Source organism: Aeromonas sp. QDB39, from assembly GCF_027707585.1.
In the GTDB taxonomy this organism is placed as follows: Bacteria; Pseudomonadota; Gammaproteobacteria; order Enterobacterales; family Aeromonadaceae; genus Aeromonas; species Aeromonas hydrophila.
The window spans coordinates 40,239-54,326 of the sequence record NZ_JAPCIV010000014.1 but is presented as its reverse complement, the minus strand read 5'-3'; the positions used below and the strand labels follow the sequence as shown (position 1 = coordinate 54,326).

Here is a 14,088-nt window from a genome sequence, read left to right as displayed (position 1 = left end):
CCATTCCCGCTTTTTGCATAACAAGCGCCCATCTCGCCCTTGGCGGCCGGGCTCGCTCGTGTCACATTGTTGCGGCTTGGAAGCAACCACAACAACACAAGGAGCACGTGATGAACCGACTGCTATTGCCGCTGGTGCTTGGCACCGCCCTGTTTCATGGCGAGGCGTACAGCGCCGGCCACCTCTGGAGCCAGAGCCTGCCCGATTACAGCCAGGGCTATGACGAGCAGCGGGACCCGGCCCGCGATCTCGCCGCCGCCACCGCCAAGGCCAGTGCCGAGGGCAAGAAAGTCTTGCTGCTGGTGGGCGGCGAGTGGTGCAGCTGGTGCCAGGAGATGAACCACTTTCTGGACCAACAACCCGACCTTGCCAGTCAGCTCAACCGCACCTTCGTGGTGGTCAAGGTGAACGTCAGCAAGCAGAACAAGAACGAATCCTTCCTCAACGGTTATCCCGAGTATCTGGGGGTGCCCCACTTCTACGTGCTGGATGCCAAGGGCAAGCTGCTGGAATCCTTCAACACCGGGTTGCTGGAGAAGGGTGACAGCTACGACGGGGAGAAATTCGGCAAGTTCATCGCCTTCTTCCAGCCCAAGACCACCCACGGCTGACTCGCCAATCGATGCAATCAGGGCCCTGCACGGTCGGTGACGGTGCTGGGCCCCGATGGCCGTGCAAGCAGGGAGGTTGTAGGCCTGCGGCAAGCCGGCCATCCCCCCGACAAGGACGAAAAGATGTTACGGATACTGGGCAAGGCCTCCTCCATCAATGTGCGCAAGGTGCTGTGGGCCTGCGCAGAGCTGGATCTCCCGTTCGAGCTGGAGGAGTGGGGGTCCGGCTTCAAGCCGACGGATACCCCGGCGTTCCTGGCACTCAACCCCAATGCCATGGTGCCGGTCATTCAGGATGACGACTTCACCCTGTGGGAGTCGAACACCATCATCCGCTATCTGGCGGCGCGCTACGGCAACAACGCGCTCTATCCCGTCGAGGCGAGAGCAAGGGCCCGGGTCGATCAATGGATTGACTGGCAGGCATCGGACTTGAACAGCGCCTGGCGCTACGCCTTCCTGTCGCTGGTGCGGCGATCCCCCCAGCATCAAGACCATCAGACCCTTCACGCAGCGTGCCTGCAGTGGTCTCACTGCATGGGGATCCTGGAGAGACAGCTTCAAGCAACCGGGGGATATGTGGCCGGTCCGCACTTCTCGCTGGCGGACATTCCCATCGGGCTGTCGGTCAACCGCTGGCTGGAGACGCCCTATGATCGTCCGCCGCTGCCGGCCGTGAACGACTACTACCAGCGACTGGGCGAGCGGCCCGGCTTTCGGCGCTATGGCTGCAACGGAACGCCCTGAGGCGAACGGGAAGGGAGGGAGTTGGCAGAGTGAACACGGCTGGCCGGACCGGGATGACCGGGCCCGGCCTGCCGTATGTCAGGGCTGGGCATCCGGCTGCTGCTCTGGCGCGGCCTTGATAAACGCCTGCAGCTGCTCGCAGTTGGCGACGATGCGATTGATGGTGGGGTAGTCTTCCAGCGACATGTCGTAACGGCGGGCGTTGTAGACCTGGGGCACCAGCATGCAGTCCGCCAGGGTCACCTCGTTGCCGACGCAATAGATGCCGGCGGTGGTCATCAGCAGCTGCTCCAGCGCGGTGAAGGTCTCGTCAATCCAGTGGCGATACCATTCGTCGCGGTGTGCCTTGCCCTGCCCCAGCGACTGCTCCAGATAGTTGAGCACCCGCAGGTTGTTGAGGGGGTGGATGTCGCAGGCGATCATGTTGACGATCTGGCGTACCCGGGCGCGCTCCTGCGGGGCCGAGGGCATCAGCGGGTGGGCGGGGTAGGTTTCGTCGAGATACTCCATGATGGCCACCGACTGACCCACCTGCACCTCGCCATCCACCAGAAACGGCACCAGCCCCTGGGGATTGAGCCGGCGATAGGCCTTCTCGCGCTGCTCGCCCTGCCGCAGATTGACCGGATGCTGCTCATAATCGAGCCCCTTGAGCTGCATCACGATCCGTACCCGATAACTTGCCGATGAACGCCAATATCCAAACAACTGCAACATAATCTGTCCCTGTGTTGGCAGGTGCAAGGGCACCTGCCGTTCACCAGCCGGCCTCGTATCCATGCTGGCCCCTCACTTCGTCTGACTGGCCCCCGCCGGCGTGACCCGCTGCAAAATGGTGCCAAACAGACTCATCCCGTTGCGATCCTGCATCGCGATGGACACTGTATCACCAAAGCGCAGAAAGGGTGTAGTGGCTTGACCTGACTCGATAATTTCCAGCATTCGCAGTTCGGCGAGGCAGGATGAGCCGCGGCTTCGGTCGTAGTTGGAGACGGTGCCCGAGCCGATGATGCAGCCCGCCCCGAGCGGCCGGGTCTTGGCAGCGTGGGCGATCAGTTCATAAAAGTTGAAGGTCATGTCCACCCCGGCATCGGGGGCTCCGAACAGGGCGCCGTTGAGGTGGGTCTCAAGCGGCAGGTGCACCTTGCCGTCGCGCCAGTCATCCCCCAGCTCGTCCGGAGTGATGGCCAGCGGCGAGAAGCTGCTGGAGGGCTTGGACTGGAAGAAGCCAAAGCCCTTGGCAAGCTCCCCCGGGATGAGGTTGCGCAGGCTGACGTCGTTGACCAGCATCAGCAGCTTGATGTGGCCGGCGGCCGCCTGCGGACTGGTGCCCATCGGCACGTCGTCGGTGATGACGGCGATCTCCGACTCGAAATCGATGCCCCACTCCTCCGACCCCATCGGGATGGTGCCACGGGGCGGCAGGAAGCTGTCCGAGCCCCCCTGATAGATCAGGGGATCGTGCCAGAAGCTTTCTGGCATTTCGGCGCCGCGGGCCTTGCGCACCAACTCCACGTGGTTGACATAGGCGCTGCCGTCAGCCCACTGGTAGGCGCGCGGCAGCGGGGAGAGACAGGCCGTCTCGTCGAACGGGAAGGCGTCGGCGCAGGCGCCATCGTTGAGCTGCTGATAGACGGCGGTCAGTTTGGGCGCAAGCTCGGCCCACTCGTCGAGGGCCGCCTGCAGAGTGGCGGCCAGCTGCGGCACGCGCACCGCACGGCTCAGATCGCGACTCACCACCACCAGGGCGCCGTCCCGTTTACCATTGTTCAGGGTTGCCAGTTTCATAGGGATTCCTTTTATTTGCCGTTCGTGGCTGGCGTGAGTTCCGGGCGCAACCAGCTGGTGACGTAACGCGGGTTCTCCACCCCGTCACACAGGCTGCCGACGTTGAGCGCATCGCGGGTATCGAGCATCACCGCCACCTCGTCGGTGAACTTCTTGGCATAGGCCTGACCCGCCGCAAACGCCTTGGGATGGGGACCGTGGGTGAACCCGGCGGGGTGGAAGGTGACCATGCCCCGCTCTATGTTGTCCCGACTGAAGAAATCCCCGGCGTGGTAGAAGAGCACCTCGTCGTAGTCGTCGTTGCTGTGGTAGAAGGGCACCTTGAGGGCGCCGGGATCGCTCTCGATGGGGCGCGGCACGAAGGTGCAGACCACGAACCGGCTCGCCACGAAGGTGGAGTGGGCCGAGGGCGGCAGGTGGTAGCGATGGCTCATCAGCGGGCGGATGTCCCGCCAGTTGAGGCGCACCACGCAGAGATCCCCGTGCCACCCTTGCGCATCCAGCGGATTGAACGGCCAGGTGATGACCGAGACCTGGTTGTGACGCTTGACCTGCAGCGACCAGGGGTTCTCATCCTGCTGGGCCAGGAAGCGCTCGTTGATGGCCGGCACGTCCAGCGCTGCCGGGTCGAAGATGGCGTGATTGCCCACCAGCCCCTTGTCCGGCAACTGGTAGCTGTCGTTGGTCGCCTCGATCATCAGGATGAACAGGGGCGCCGTCGGCTCGATGCGCCACATGGTGCCGCGGGGGATCACCAGGTAGTCGCCATCGCGCAGGGTCAGGTGACCGTAGTCGCAATAGAACTCGCCGCTGCCCTCGTGGATGAACAAGAGCTCGTCGCCATCGGCGTTGCGCACCAGAAACGACATGGGCTCATGCAGGCGCCAGATGCGGTAGCGGCAGTGGGGGTTGCTCAGAATATCCGGCATCACCCAGGGGGAGAGAGAGCTCACCTCCTCGCCGAGGGCATTGAGATCAAACAGGCGCGGGCGCAGCGGCCCCTCCCAGTTGACCCAGTCGGTGGGGGCATGCTTGTGGTGCATGTGGGTGGCAGGCCCGAAAAAGCCGGAGCGGCCCAGTTCACGCTCATAGATGGCCTGCTCGGGCAGGTCGGCATGAGCCTGGCGGGAGTGTGTCCCCTCCCGGTGGGGAAAGTTAATCCAGTTGCGCATCGCCAACCTCCCTTGCTTGACAACCAACCCGCCCGTGGCGGCTCCCGTTACGCATCATTGAGCACCCCGCGGCGGATCTGATCCAGCTCGATGGATTCGAACAGTGCCTGGAAGTTGCCCTCGCCAAAACCTTCATTGCCCTTGCGCTGGATGATCTCGAAGAACACCGGGCCGATCACGGTGTCGGTGAAGATCTGCAGCAGAATGCCGTCCTTGGTGGGGGAGCCGTCGATGAGGATGCGCAGCTCTTTGAGCGCAGCCAGATCCTCCTGGTGCCCCTCGACCCGGCTGTCCACCTTCTCGTAGTAGGTGTCCGGGGTCGGCATAAAGCCGGTACCACGGCCGCGCAGGGTGCGGATGGTGCGGTAGATATCGCTCGACGCCATGGCGATGTGCTGGATCCCCTCCCCCTTGTACTGACGCAGATACTCCTCGATCTGGGACTTGTCGTCGGAAGATTCGTTGATGGGAATGCGAATTTTGCCGCAGGGGGCGGTCATGGCACGGGAATGGAGCCCGGTCAGCTTGCCCTCGATGTCGAAGTAGCGGATCTCGCGAAAGTTGCCGATCCGCTCGTAGAAATTGGACCAGACATCCATGTTGCCACGCTGCACGTTGTGGGTCAGGTGGTCAATCTCGTACAACCCGGCATCCACCTCGGCCATGCGCGCCTGCCAGTCCGGATAGAAGACGAAGTCCACGTCATAGATGGAGCCCTTGTCGCCGTAGCGGTCGACGAAAGAGAGGGTGCTCTCGCCGATGCCGTAGATGGCGGGGATGTTGAGCTCCATGGGGCCAATCTTGCCGACGAACGGCTTGGCGCCCTTGCCGATGGCGTACTGCTGGGCCTTGCCTGCATCGCTCACCCGAAATGCCATGCCGCAGACGCTCGGCCCGTGCAGGCTGGCAAACTGCTCGGCCTGGGAGTGGGGCTCGGCATTGACCACGAAGTTGATGTCCCCCTGGCGGTAGAGCCAGCACTGCTTGTGCTTGTGCTGCGCCACCTCGGCAAAGCCCAGCGAGACGAACAGCGCCTTGAGGGCGGCAATCCCTTTGGCATCCGGCGCCGTGTACTCGACGAATTCGAAACCATCGGTGCCGAGCGGATTGATGGTGTGAGTACGGGCAGAAGAAGTGGTCGTCATGATGCGCTCCTTGCGATTGACTGATAACGAAGAGGGTAACACCGGGGCGCTGCGGGCAGCCGCCACCGGCATTGTTAACAACTTGTTTCATTAGAGGTGGCGGCGCGGCGGAAGAGAAGAGGCGGCGTTCAGATAGTTTGCCGGGGGGGATGGCCAAAAGATGTAAATAGATTGTGACATTAAGGCCGCAGCCTTGTGGCGCGCTCGGTGGCGCCCCGCAAGGCTGTCAGCTTTGCCTTACAGGGACCAGTATCTGGGCTCGATGCGGGGCAATGCCTGCCGCGCCTGTTGCAGCCGCGCCGGGGTGGGATTGATGAGCCACGCCGCCTGCCCCTCTGCCAGCAGCGGCAAGTCGTGCAGGCTGTCGCTCAGTGCCAGGGTGGCGCCGAGGGCGTGGATCCCGGGCAGGATCTTGTGGCGGCCGTGGCAGTAAAAACGCGGCATCAGGCCGCCGAGGCGATAGTGCATCCGCGAACCCAGAATGCGATGGGGCAGATGGCCGGGCAGTTGCCCCCGCACCAGGGCACGAGGGCTGGCGGAGAGCACCCAGCAGCGCTGCCCTTCGGCCAGCAGCAGGGCGCGTGCCTCACGAAACAGTCCAGGCCGGGTACGGCAATAGGCCCGCACCAGGCGTCGCCACCCCAGCGGCGACAGCCCGAGGGTGATGGCCCACCAGATCAGTGAAATGCCGCGCCGACGCTGGCTTGGCAGCAGATAGACCAACCCACCCAGCGCCATCACCGGCCACAGCAGCAGCGGCCAGATGCGGCGGCGCAGGATGAAACGCAGCAGCCCGGCATGGCTGTCATCCGGCGCCAGGGTGTCATCAAAATCCGCCAGGATCCAGCCGCTGGCGGGCAGATCCGGCACTCCTGGCACTGTCGCCCCCTTCATTCCGCCAGCCCCGCGATGGCGGCGTGCAACTCGGGCAGCACAAACAGCGTGCCTTCGTCGGGCGGACAGACGAAGTCGAACGCCTCCCCCGCCAGGGTGAACGCCAGGCGCCAGGCGTGCAGATAGCCGCGATCGGCCGCCGTGCCGCCGTAACGCTCATCCCCCAAGATCGGCGCCCCCACGCTTTTGAGGGCGACCCGGATCTGGTGGGTCTTGCCGGTTCTGGGCTTGATCCGGTAGAGCCGCAAGCCCTCGCGCACCGAGACGGAGTCGAACCAGCTGATGGCCGGGTTGTCCTGGCTGCGCGCCAGCATCCAGCTGCCGCCCCGTCCCTTCTGCATGTCCCCCTTCACCCAGCCCTGCTTCTTCTTGGGCTTGCGATCGGAGAGGGCCAGATACTGCTTGCTCACTTCCCGCGCGGCAAAGGCCATGCTGAGGGCCCGGTTGGCCTCGGTGGTGCGCGCCAAGAGCACCAGCCCGGAGGTCATCTTGTCGAGCCGATGCACCGGATAGAGCAGCAGACCGGTGTCGGCCTTGACCCGGCTGACCAGCCCCGGATGGAGCAGGCCGGCCTCGTCGGTCTCGTCATGCATGCCGAGCCTAGGCCCCTTGTTGATAACCATGAAATCTTTGTGCTGCACTAGTATCCGGTACATCAATAACCCTTTAGAATGTTTTTAATTACAAGAACATGACCCTGCGGGGTCGCACCCCATGAACACTCAGAACAAGACTCGCACGGATGAAGAGATACCTGCTTTGGCTGCTGTTGATTGGCATCAGTCATGCTGTTCCCTTGCGGGCCAGCGAATCCACCCTTGAAGCGCCGGAGCGGGTCGTACTCCAGCTGCGCTGGCTGCATCAGCCCCAGTTCGTTGGCTATCACATGGCCAAGGCCAAGGGCTTTTATGCCAGTGCCGGGCTGGACGTCGAGATACGGCCCGGCGGCAAGGACATCAGCCCGGTAGAAGAGGTGCTGAGCGGGCGGGCCGACTTCGGGGTCGGCAACACCGAGGTGCTCACCAGCTACGCCAGCGGCCAGCCGCTGTTGGCGCTTGCCAGCGTCTATCAGCACTCCCCGTCCATCTTTCTGGCTCGCCGTGACAGCGGCATTCTCACCGTTGACGACATGCGTGGCAAACGGATCATGATGTTTTCGGCCCATCAGGACGCCGAACTGCTGGCCACCCTGTTCTATCAGGGGCTCAATGAGCACCAGCTCATTCCGCTACCCACCTCGGTCAACATCGAGGATCTCATCGAAGGCCGGGTCGACATCTTCAACGCCTACCTCAGCAACGAGCCCTTCTATCTGGAGGAGCGCGGCATCCCCGTCTCCGTCATCAATCCGCGCAACTACGGCATCGATTTCTACAGCGACATCCTGTTCACCACCCAGGCGCAGGAGCGCGCCCATCCGGATCGGGTGGCCCGGTTTCGGGCCGCGAGCCTGGCGGGCTGGCGCTACGCCCTCGCCCATCCGCAAGAAGCCATCGCCCTGCTGCGCAAGGAGTATGGCGTCAACCGCAGTCAGGCCCACATGGAGTACGAGCTGCAGGTGAGCAAGGAGATGATCCAGCCGCTCTATGTGGAGATCGGGTATATGAATCCCGATCGCATGACCCACATCATGCAGCAGTTGGTCGAGATCGGGCTGGTGTCCAAACCGGTCTCCTTGCACGAGTTTCTCTATCAGGCCCCTTCCGAACAGTGGATTTTCTGGCGTCCCTGGTTCCTGCTGAGCCTGGCGGCCAGCGTGCTGATCCTGCTGCTGGCCCTCTATCTATTGATGTGCAATCAGCGGCTCAATCGCGAGATCGCCCTGCGCCGCCAGCGGGAGGGGGAGATCTGGCAGCTCGCCCGCCGCGACCCGCTCACCGGCCTGCCCAACCGGCTGAGCCTGATGGAGCGGCTCAATGCCCAGGTCAAGGGCCCGGCCCCCGGCTGCCTGCTGTTTTGCGATCTCGACGACTTCAAGCAGGTCAACGACAACTTCGGCCACAGCCACGGTGATGCCCTCCTCTGCCAGCTGGCGGAGCGGATCAGCCGCAGCCTCGGGCCACAGCACTTCTTCGCCAGACTGGCCGGCGACGAGTTCGTGCTGCTGTTGCCGGGCCATGATCAGGCGCAAGCCGACGTCATCGCCGAGCAGATCAGGGCCACCATGCAGTCGCCGTTCGAGGTGGAAGGAGTTCCGCTGGCGGTCGGTATCAGCGTCGGCATCAGCCAGTACCAGCCGGGCTGGCGCGCCGAGCAGTGGCTGATCCAGGCCGACCGCGCCATGTACCACGACAAGGGGGCTCCGCTGGCTGAGTCCCCAGGCTGATCCAAACCCCGACATCAACAAGGCCACCCGCAGGTGGCCTTGTTGTTGTATGGATGGCAGCGGCGGCTAACCGAAGGTCTGCCCCAGGGACTTGAGCTGTCTGGCCTTGGTCAGCAGGATCTCGCTCGACTCGTCGACATCGTGCATCTTGCTGCTGTTGGCATGGGAGTGCTGGGAGATGAGGTTGACGTTCTGGCTGATGTTTTCCACCACCGCCTGCTGCTCTTCCGCCGCCGCCGAGATCTGGGCCGAGAAGTCCATCACCAGCTCGATCTCCGTCAGTACTTGGTGCAGGCTGTCCGATCCCATTCGGGTCATCTCTACGCAGGCCTGGGTCTGTTGCAGGTTGTTCTGCATCATCCCCTTCCAGCCGTTCAGGGTGCGCTGGATCTGGCCGATGCTGCTCTGGATCTGTTCGGTCGCCTTGTGGGTGCGGGTAGACAGGGTACGCACCTCGTCCGCCACCACCGCAAAGCCGCGCCCCTGTTCGCCGGCCCGGGCCGCCTCGATGGCGGCGTTGAGCGCCAGCAGGTTGGTCTGATCGGCAATGCCCTGAATTTCCCCCATCAGCACCCCGATGCGATCCGACTCGCTGGCCAGTGCCACCGCCGAGGCAAAGGCGTGCTCCGCCTCCTTCGCCAGATCGGTGATCTTGTGCTCGGTCTCGATCAACTGCTGATCCGTGTGCTGGCAGTGAGCCTTGGCCTCGGCAATCTGGCTGTTGGTGTCCTGAATGTTGCGGGCGATCTCCTGGGCCGTGCTCGCCATCTCGGTGATGGCGGCCGCCATCTGCTGGGTCTGGGCATCCTGCTCGGCGATGTCCGAGCTCGCCTCGCTGGAGGCGCTCTTCAGGTGCACCGCCAGATCCTGCAGGGCATGAGTGGCATCATCCACCCGGCCGAGCACGGTCCGAATACGGGCCTGCAGCAGCTTGATGTGGAAGTCGGCGATGGCGCTTGGCTCCTGGCCCGAGTAGATGAGCCGGGTCAGGCTGTCGTACTCGCCGGCCAGTTGCTGCAGATAACGGGGGGTGGTGATGAGTTCGTGGCGATAGAGCAACCCCAGCAAGATCAGCGGCAACGCCATGTAAAGCGCGGCCCAACCGCCCAGTTGCACGGTGCCGAGCCAGCCCAGCGCCAGCAACCCGGCCACCGCGACCCCGTGGCGCAGCCGTGCCAGCGAAATCCTGGGCTTGCCGCCGCCCTGCTCCGCCGCCCGCAGCCGCGCATAGGTGCGGGCTGCGATCTGCTTCATCTGCGGATCGGCGCGACAGCGCACCGACTGATAGCCGCTGATCTTGCCCTGCTCGAAGATAGGGGTGACGTAGGCATCCACCCAGTAATAACGACCATCCTGGCAGCGGTTCTTCACCATGCCGCGCCATGGCTGGCCCTGCTTGAGTTTGCCCCACAAGTCGGCAAATGCCGCCTTGGGCATGTCGGGATGACGCACCATGTTGTGGTGCTGCCCCACCAGCTCAGCCCGGCTGTAACCGGCGACCCGGCAGAAATTGTCATTGGCGTAGGTGATCACGCCCCGCAGATCCGTGGTGGACACCAGCTGTTCATCAGCTGCGAAATCCACTTCCTGATCAACAAGATGGCCTTTTTGTTCGCGCATGTAGCCCCCACTCTTACGTTGTTGCTCAGTAGAGTGTTGGGAAGCAATCAGCACCTGTAAAGGTCAATTCAAAAAGATTCTGACGGGGCGAAAACGGATCGGGCCGGCAGGAAATAATCATTGATTTAAATCAACATTTCCTGCCGGCGCGCGATATTTATTGCAGTGAAAGATGGCTGGCAATGGTCTTGAACAGCACCGGGTAGTCATCCTCGAAATGGTGCGAACCGGGTAGGGTCACCGTGGTCACGTTGGGCTGCTGCAAACGGGGACAGAGCCGCACCGGCGAGTCGTCATCCGCCCCCTGCACGCAGAGCATCGGCAGGGTGTGGATGGCGTTGACCTCGGGCTGGGTGGGATAGCTGCCCGCCTTGTCGTGGGTCACCATGTCGCTGACGTGGATCTCGAAGTCAGAGGCGATCGAAGGCGAGAGCATCACGGCCCCGATCAGGCTCTTGCGATAAGGCTCGGGCAACCGGTTGATCACGAAGGGCACTATCTCGGCACCGAAGGAGAAGCCCACCAGCAGCCAGCGCTGGCGCCCCCAGCGGGACTGGTAATCATCCAGGATCCGCACCAGATCGGCGGTGACCTGCTGTGGATCCTTCTTCTTCCAGTAGTAGGTGAGCGAGCTCCAGCCCACCACCGGCATGCCGTGCTGCTGCAGCTGGGCGCTGAGGCCCTTGTCCAGCGCCGCCCAGCCGCCGTCACCGCTCATGAACACCACCATGGGTGCGCTCGAGGCTTGCGCCACCGGCAGCTCCACCAACCCCAACTCCTCTTTCACCGGCGCGGCAGAGAGCGAAAAGGCGCAGCACGCCAGCAGCAATAACAGGATTTTCATGGCCGACTCCTATTTTTTGATGAGCCCGAACGGGCCTCGGCTGATCAGGGATATCAGGTTGGTCAGCACCCTCGGCAGCACCAGCTTGCTGGTACAGAGCAGGTAGCGCGGCTCCCAGTCCGGCGAGAACTTCTCCTTGTAGCGTCTGAGCCCCTGGAAATTGTAGAAACGGCTGCCCCGGGTGAAGATGGTGTTGCCAAGCCGGGTCCAGTAGCCGCTCAGGGGGTGATCGTTGAAACCGGACATGGGCGCCATGCCGAGGTTGAAGCTGGCGTAGCCCTCGGCCTTGCCCCACAGCAGCAGCTCGACGAACAGGAAGTCCATGATGGGGGCCGTGCCCGTGTCCAGGCTGTAGCGCATCAGATCGATGGAGAGGCTCTCTTTGTTATGGCTGACCCAGAGGTTGGCAAAACCGACGATCTGCCCCTCGTGACGCACCAGCGCGGCCGGGCTCAGGCTGAGGTAGGCGGGCTCAAAGCTGCCCACCGAGAAGCCCTTCTCCTTGCCCTGCTTGCTCTGCAGCCAGGTGTCCGACACCTCATTGAGGCGTGGTAACAGTGCAGGCACGCATTCAGGCGCCACCACCTCGAACGACAACCCCTCCCGCTTGCCCTTGGCATGGCTCTGGCGCAGGTTGCGCAACCGGCTGCCAGCCAGCTCGAAGGCCGCCAGATCGACGATGGCCTCCTCCCCCAGCTTGAACGGGATCAGCCCCAGCTCCAGATAGAGCGGCAGGTAGCGGGCCGACACCTGGTAGAACACCGGGCTGGCATCGTGCTGATCGCAAAGCTCGCGAAACTGCCAGAGCAGCTCCTCGATAAGCTCAGGCTGACCGATGGGATCCCCCATCACGATCCAGCCATTGCCCTCGACGCCGTACATCAAAAACGCCTCGCCGCCGGGATGAAACAGCAGTGACTTGTCGCCAAGCTGGGCCAGGTAGCCATGACCGCCCCCCTCCCGCAGCACCAAGGCATGGGCGCGGGCCAGCTCGTCCGGCTCCGGCTTGCGCCCGGAGACCCGCAGCGGCGCCAGCAGCTGGGCCACCCCGACCACGGCCAGCACGGCCACCACGCTGCCCATGGCCCGCAGCCCGCGGGAGGCGGCGCCATGGGGCGAGAAGTGGAACCAGAGGGCGTGGTCATATTCCACCTGGCGGTAGGAGAAGAGCAGCAGCCAGAGCGCCCCCAGCAGCACAGCCCCCACCGAGATGAGCCAGCCCGGAGTGAACTGGGCGTGCAGCAGGGAGCCCTTGCGATAGAACAGTGAGCGACAGGGAGTGATGATGAGCAGGAACAGCCCGAGCAGCAGGGCCGACTCCCAGTCGAACCCCTTGAGCAGGGAGAAGATCATCCCCAGCCCCAGCAGCAGCTGGGTGATGCGAAACGCCGCATCGTGGCGCCGGTAGAGGCTGCGGGCCAGCAGGATCAGCAGCACGCCGCTGACGCTGCCAAGCACATGGGAGAGCTCCAGCAGGTGCAGCGGCAATACCTGCAGGAACATCTCGATGCGCCCGCGCATGGTGGGGATCATCCCCGAGCAGAGCAGCAGGCTGCCCGCCGCGAACGCCCCCAGGCTGATCAGCGCCGGCAGGAACTCGCGCACCGCGGTCATGACGCCCTGCAACCGGCTCCAGCGCGCCTTCTGCTGCAGCAGCTCCTGGCTGGTGAACAGCAGCAGGGCGCACAGGAAAGGCAGTACATAGTAGATACAGCGATAGAGCAGCAGGGAGGCCAAGAGCTTGTCCACCGGTAGGTATTTGGCCAGCAGCAGGCTCATGCTCGCCTCGAACACCCCGATCCCGCCGGGCACATGGGCCAGCACCCCGAGGAAGCTGGCCAGCACGAAGGCACTGAGCAGCACCGGATAGGAGACGCTGTCCGCCGGCAGCAGCACATAGAGCACGGCGGCGGCGGCCATCCAGTCCAGCAACGCCACCAGCAGTTGCAGCAGCCGGGTTCTGAATACCGGCAACACCAGCTCGTGGCCGCGCCACACCAATGCAGGCTTTGGCCAGAACAGATAGCCAAGCACCGCCAAGAGTGCCAGAGCGCCCGCCACATTGAGCAGCTGATCGGCCCACAGCGGCCAGTCCGGCAGCAAGGTGGTGGCCTGCCCCACCAGCAGGGCCGTGCCCCCCCAGGCCAGCAGGCCGAGGAAGAAGGTCACAGAACAGAAGACGATGATCCTGGCCACCTCCCCGGTGCCGAGCCCCAGCGACGAGTAGATGCGATAGCGCACCGACGAGCCGGTCAGCAGGGCGAACCCCAGGGTATTGGAGAAGGTGTAGGCGATGAACGAGGTGACCCCCACCTGCTGCCAGGGCAGCCGCTTGCCGAGGGCGTGCACCGCCAGCATGTCGTAGCAGCAGAGGCAGGCATAGCTGAGCAGGGTCAGCAACAGGGCACCGCCCAACAGCGGCAGCGGCAAAGACCAGATGGCCAGCCGGATGTCGTGCCAGTGCCAGAGGTGAGTCAGACGATAGAGCACGGCCAGCGCCGCCCCCAACAACAACAAGCTACATAACGGGCCTAACCAGATAAACAGATGACGCCGCATTGCCGATCCCTACCGACGCGAGGCCATGGCCATGCGCGTCACGTTGCTGAACATGGCCACCCGCAGCGAGAAACGCAAACTGCACTCCTTCGCGCCTTGGCCTTCAAATAGATGTTTTATGGGCCGTGGGCGGCGAACGGTCGGCACTGATGACATGGCCAGTTTGGCCCTGGCTGCCCGGAAAATGCCCCCGCCCAGCATGGCATCCCACTTTATATCGACTTTTTTGCAAAAGACGAGTCTTGCCTCCGAAATAAAATTACTCAGCTGCTGGCAGATTAATTCGCCGCTTACCCTGGCGGTCAGCCCCGCCACATCCCGTTGGCGCACAGCACAATAAATGAGCAGTGACATCATACACCAGACAACGGGGTTTACCCGA

At 63.4% G+C, this 14,088-nt stretch carries 13 protein-coding genes; 3 read left to right on the top strand and 10 right to left on the bottom strand.

Going from position 1 to position 14,088, the window contains the following annotated elements; all coding sequences use genetic code 11:
* Positions 1-110 precede the first annotated feature (110 nt).
* Complete coding sequence (locus PG899_RS10130) at positions 111-611, top strand: thioredoxin family protein (protein WP_016351122.1); 501 nt, start codon at positions 111-113, stop codon at positions 609-611.
* Between the two features lie 123 nt (positions 612-734).
* A complete protein-coding gene (locus PG899_RS10125; RefSeq protein WP_190284109.1) occupies positions 735-1,358 on the top strand; it encodes a glutathione S-transferase family protein in 624 nt (207 codons plus the stop codon).
* A 78-nt stretch (positions 1,359-1,436) separates the two neighbouring features.
* Here PG899_RS10125 and maiA read toward each other — a convergent pair whose 3' ends face one another.
* The 6 genes from maiA to PG899_RS10095 all read right to left on the bottom strand — a co-directional run bounded on the left by maiA (position 1,437) and on the right by PG899_RS10095 (position 7,013).
* Positions 1,437-2,075: a maleylacetoacetate isomerase gene (gene maiA / locus PG899_RS10120; protein WP_039214563.1), complete on the bottom strand. Its 639-nt coding sequence runs from the start codon at positions 2,073-2,075 to the stop codon at positions 1,437-1,439.
* A 72-nt stretch (positions 2,076-2,147) separates the two neighbouring features.
* Complete coding sequence (locus tag PG899_RS10115) at positions 2,148-3,146, bottom strand: fumarylacetoacetate hydrolase family protein (protein WP_029302746.1); 999 nt, start codon at positions 3,144-3,146, stop codon at positions 2,148-2,150.
* A gap of 11 nt (positions 3,147-3,157) precedes the next feature.
* Positions 3,158-4,318 (bottom strand): homogentisate 1,2-dioxygenase, encoded by a 1,161-nt coding sequence (locus PG899_RS10110; protein ID WP_190284108.1) that lies wholly within the window; start codon positions 4,316-4,318, stop codon positions 3,158-3,160.
* Positions 4,319-4,365: 47 nt separating this feature from the next.
* Positions 4,366-5,463, bottom strand: coding sequence for a 4-hydroxyphenylpyruvate dioxygenase (gene hppD, locus PG899_RS10105; RefSeq protein ID WP_190284107.1), 1,098 nt, complete (start codon positions 5,461-5,463; stop codon positions 4,366-4,368).
* A gap of 237 nt (positions 5,464-5,700) precedes the next feature.
* Entirely contained in the window at positions 5,701-6,357 is a 657-nt protein-coding gene (locus tag PG899_RS10100) for an HAD family hydrolase (protein WP_190284106.1), read from the bottom strand.
* Complete coding sequence (locus PG899_RS10095) at positions 6,354-7,013, bottom strand: TIGR01621 family pseudouridine synthase (RefSeq protein ID WP_190284105.1); 660 nt, start codon at positions 7,011-7,013, stop codon at positions 6,354-6,356. The genes PG899_RS10100 and PG899_RS10095 overlap by 4 nt, the downstream gene beginning before the upstream one ends.
* An 86-nt stretch (positions 7,014-7,099) precedes the next feature.
* On the opposite strand from PG899_RS10095, the gene PG899_RS10090 reads away from it, so the two are divergent.
* Positions 7,100-8,683 carry a GGDEF domain-containing protein gene (locus PG899_RS10090; RefSeq protein WP_190284104.1) on the top strand — a complete coding sequence of 528 codons (1,584 nt, stop codon included), beginning with the start codon at positions 7,100-7,102 and terminating at the stop codon, positions 8,681-8,683.
* Between the two features lie 66 nt (positions 8,684-8,749).
* Here the strand turns inward: PG899_RS10090 and PG899_RS10085 are convergent, their stop codons facing one another.
* The 4 genes from PG899_RS10085 to PG899_RS10070 form a co-directional block, all read right to left on the bottom strand.
* Entirely contained in the window at positions 8,750-10,303 is a 1,554-nt protein-coding gene (locus PG899_RS10085; protein WP_017408049.1) for a methyl-accepting chemotaxis protein, read from the bottom strand.
* Between the two features lie 157 nt (positions 10,304-10,460).
* Positions 10,461-11,147, bottom strand: a complete 687-nt coding sequence (locus tag PG899_RS10080) for an AcvB/VirJ family lysyl-phosphatidylglycerol hydrolase (protein ID WP_190284103.1) — start codon at positions 11,145-11,147, stop codon at positions 10,461-10,463.
* A gap of 9 nt (positions 11,148-11,156) precedes the next feature.
* Positions 11,157-13,706: a bifunctional lysylphosphatidylglycerol flippase/synthetase MprF gene (gene mprF, locus PG899_RS10075; RefSeq protein WP_190284102.1), complete on the bottom strand. Its 2,550-nt coding sequence runs from the start codon at positions 13,704-13,706 to the stop codon at positions 11,157-11,159.
* Positions 13,707-13,715: 9 nt separating this feature from the next.
* A complete protein-coding gene (locus tag PG899_RS10070) occupies positions 13,716-14,063 on the bottom strand; it encodes a hypothetical protein (RefSeq protein ID WP_232105294.1) in 348 nt (115 codons plus the stop codon).
* Positions 14,064-14,088 lie beyond the last annotated feature (25 nt).

What these genes read in the sequence shown, in the direction of transcription:
- PG899_RS10130 (WP_016351122.1), top strand. Translation starts at nt 111, where the DNA reads ATGAACCGACTGCTATTGCCGCTGGTGCTTGGCACCGCCCTGTTTCAT.
- PG899_RS10125 (WP_190284109.1), top strand. Translation starts at nt 735, where the DNA reads ATGTTACGGATACTGGGCAAGGCCTCCTCCATCAATGTGCGCAAGGTG.
- maiA (WP_039214563.1), bottom strand. Translation starts at nt 2,075, where the DNA reads ATGTTGCAGTTGTTTGGATATTGGCGTTCATCGGCAAGTTATCGGGTA.
- PG899_RS10115 (WP_029302746.1), bottom strand. Translation starts at nt 3,146, where the DNA reads ATGAAACTGGCAACCCTGAACAATGGTAAACGGGACGGCGCCCTGGTG.
- PG899_RS10110 (WP_190284108.1), bottom strand. Translation starts at nt 4,318, where the DNA reads ATGCGCAACTGGATTAACTTTCCCCACCGGGAGGGGACACACTCCCGC.
- hppD (WP_190284107.1), bottom strand. Translation starts at nt 5,463, where the DNA reads ATGACGACCACTTCTTCTGCCCGTACTCACACCATCAATCCGCTCGGC.
- PG899_RS10100 (WP_190284106.1), bottom strand. Translation starts at nt 6,357, where the DNA reads ATGAAGGGGGCGACAGTGCCAGGAGTGCCGGATCTGCCCGCCAGCGGC.
- PG899_RS10095 (WP_190284105.1), bottom strand. Translation starts at nt 7,013, where the DNA reads ATGTACCGGATACTAGTGCAGCACAAAGATTTCATGGTTATCAACAAG.
- PG899_RS10090 (WP_190284104.1), top strand. Translation starts at nt 7,100, where the DNA reads ATGAAGAGATACCTGCTTTGGCTGCTGTTGATTGGCATCAGTCATGCT.
- PG899_RS10085 (WP_017408049.1), bottom strand. Translation starts at nt 10,303, where the DNA reads ATGCGCGAACAAAAAGGCCATCTTGTTGATCAGGAAGTGGATTTCGCA.
- PG899_RS10080 (WP_190284103.1), bottom strand. Translation starts at nt 11,147, where the DNA reads ATGAAAATCCTGTTATTGCTGCTGGCGTGCTGCGCCTTTTCGCTCTCT.
- mprF (WP_190284102.1), bottom strand. Translation starts at nt 13,706, where the DNA reads ATGCGGCGTCATCTGTTTATCTGGTTAGGCCCGTTATGTAGCTTGTTG.
- PG899_RS10070 (WP_232105294.1), bottom strand. Translation starts at nt 14,063, where the DNA reads ATGATGTCACTGCTCATTTATTGTGCTGTGCGCCAACGGGATGTGGCG.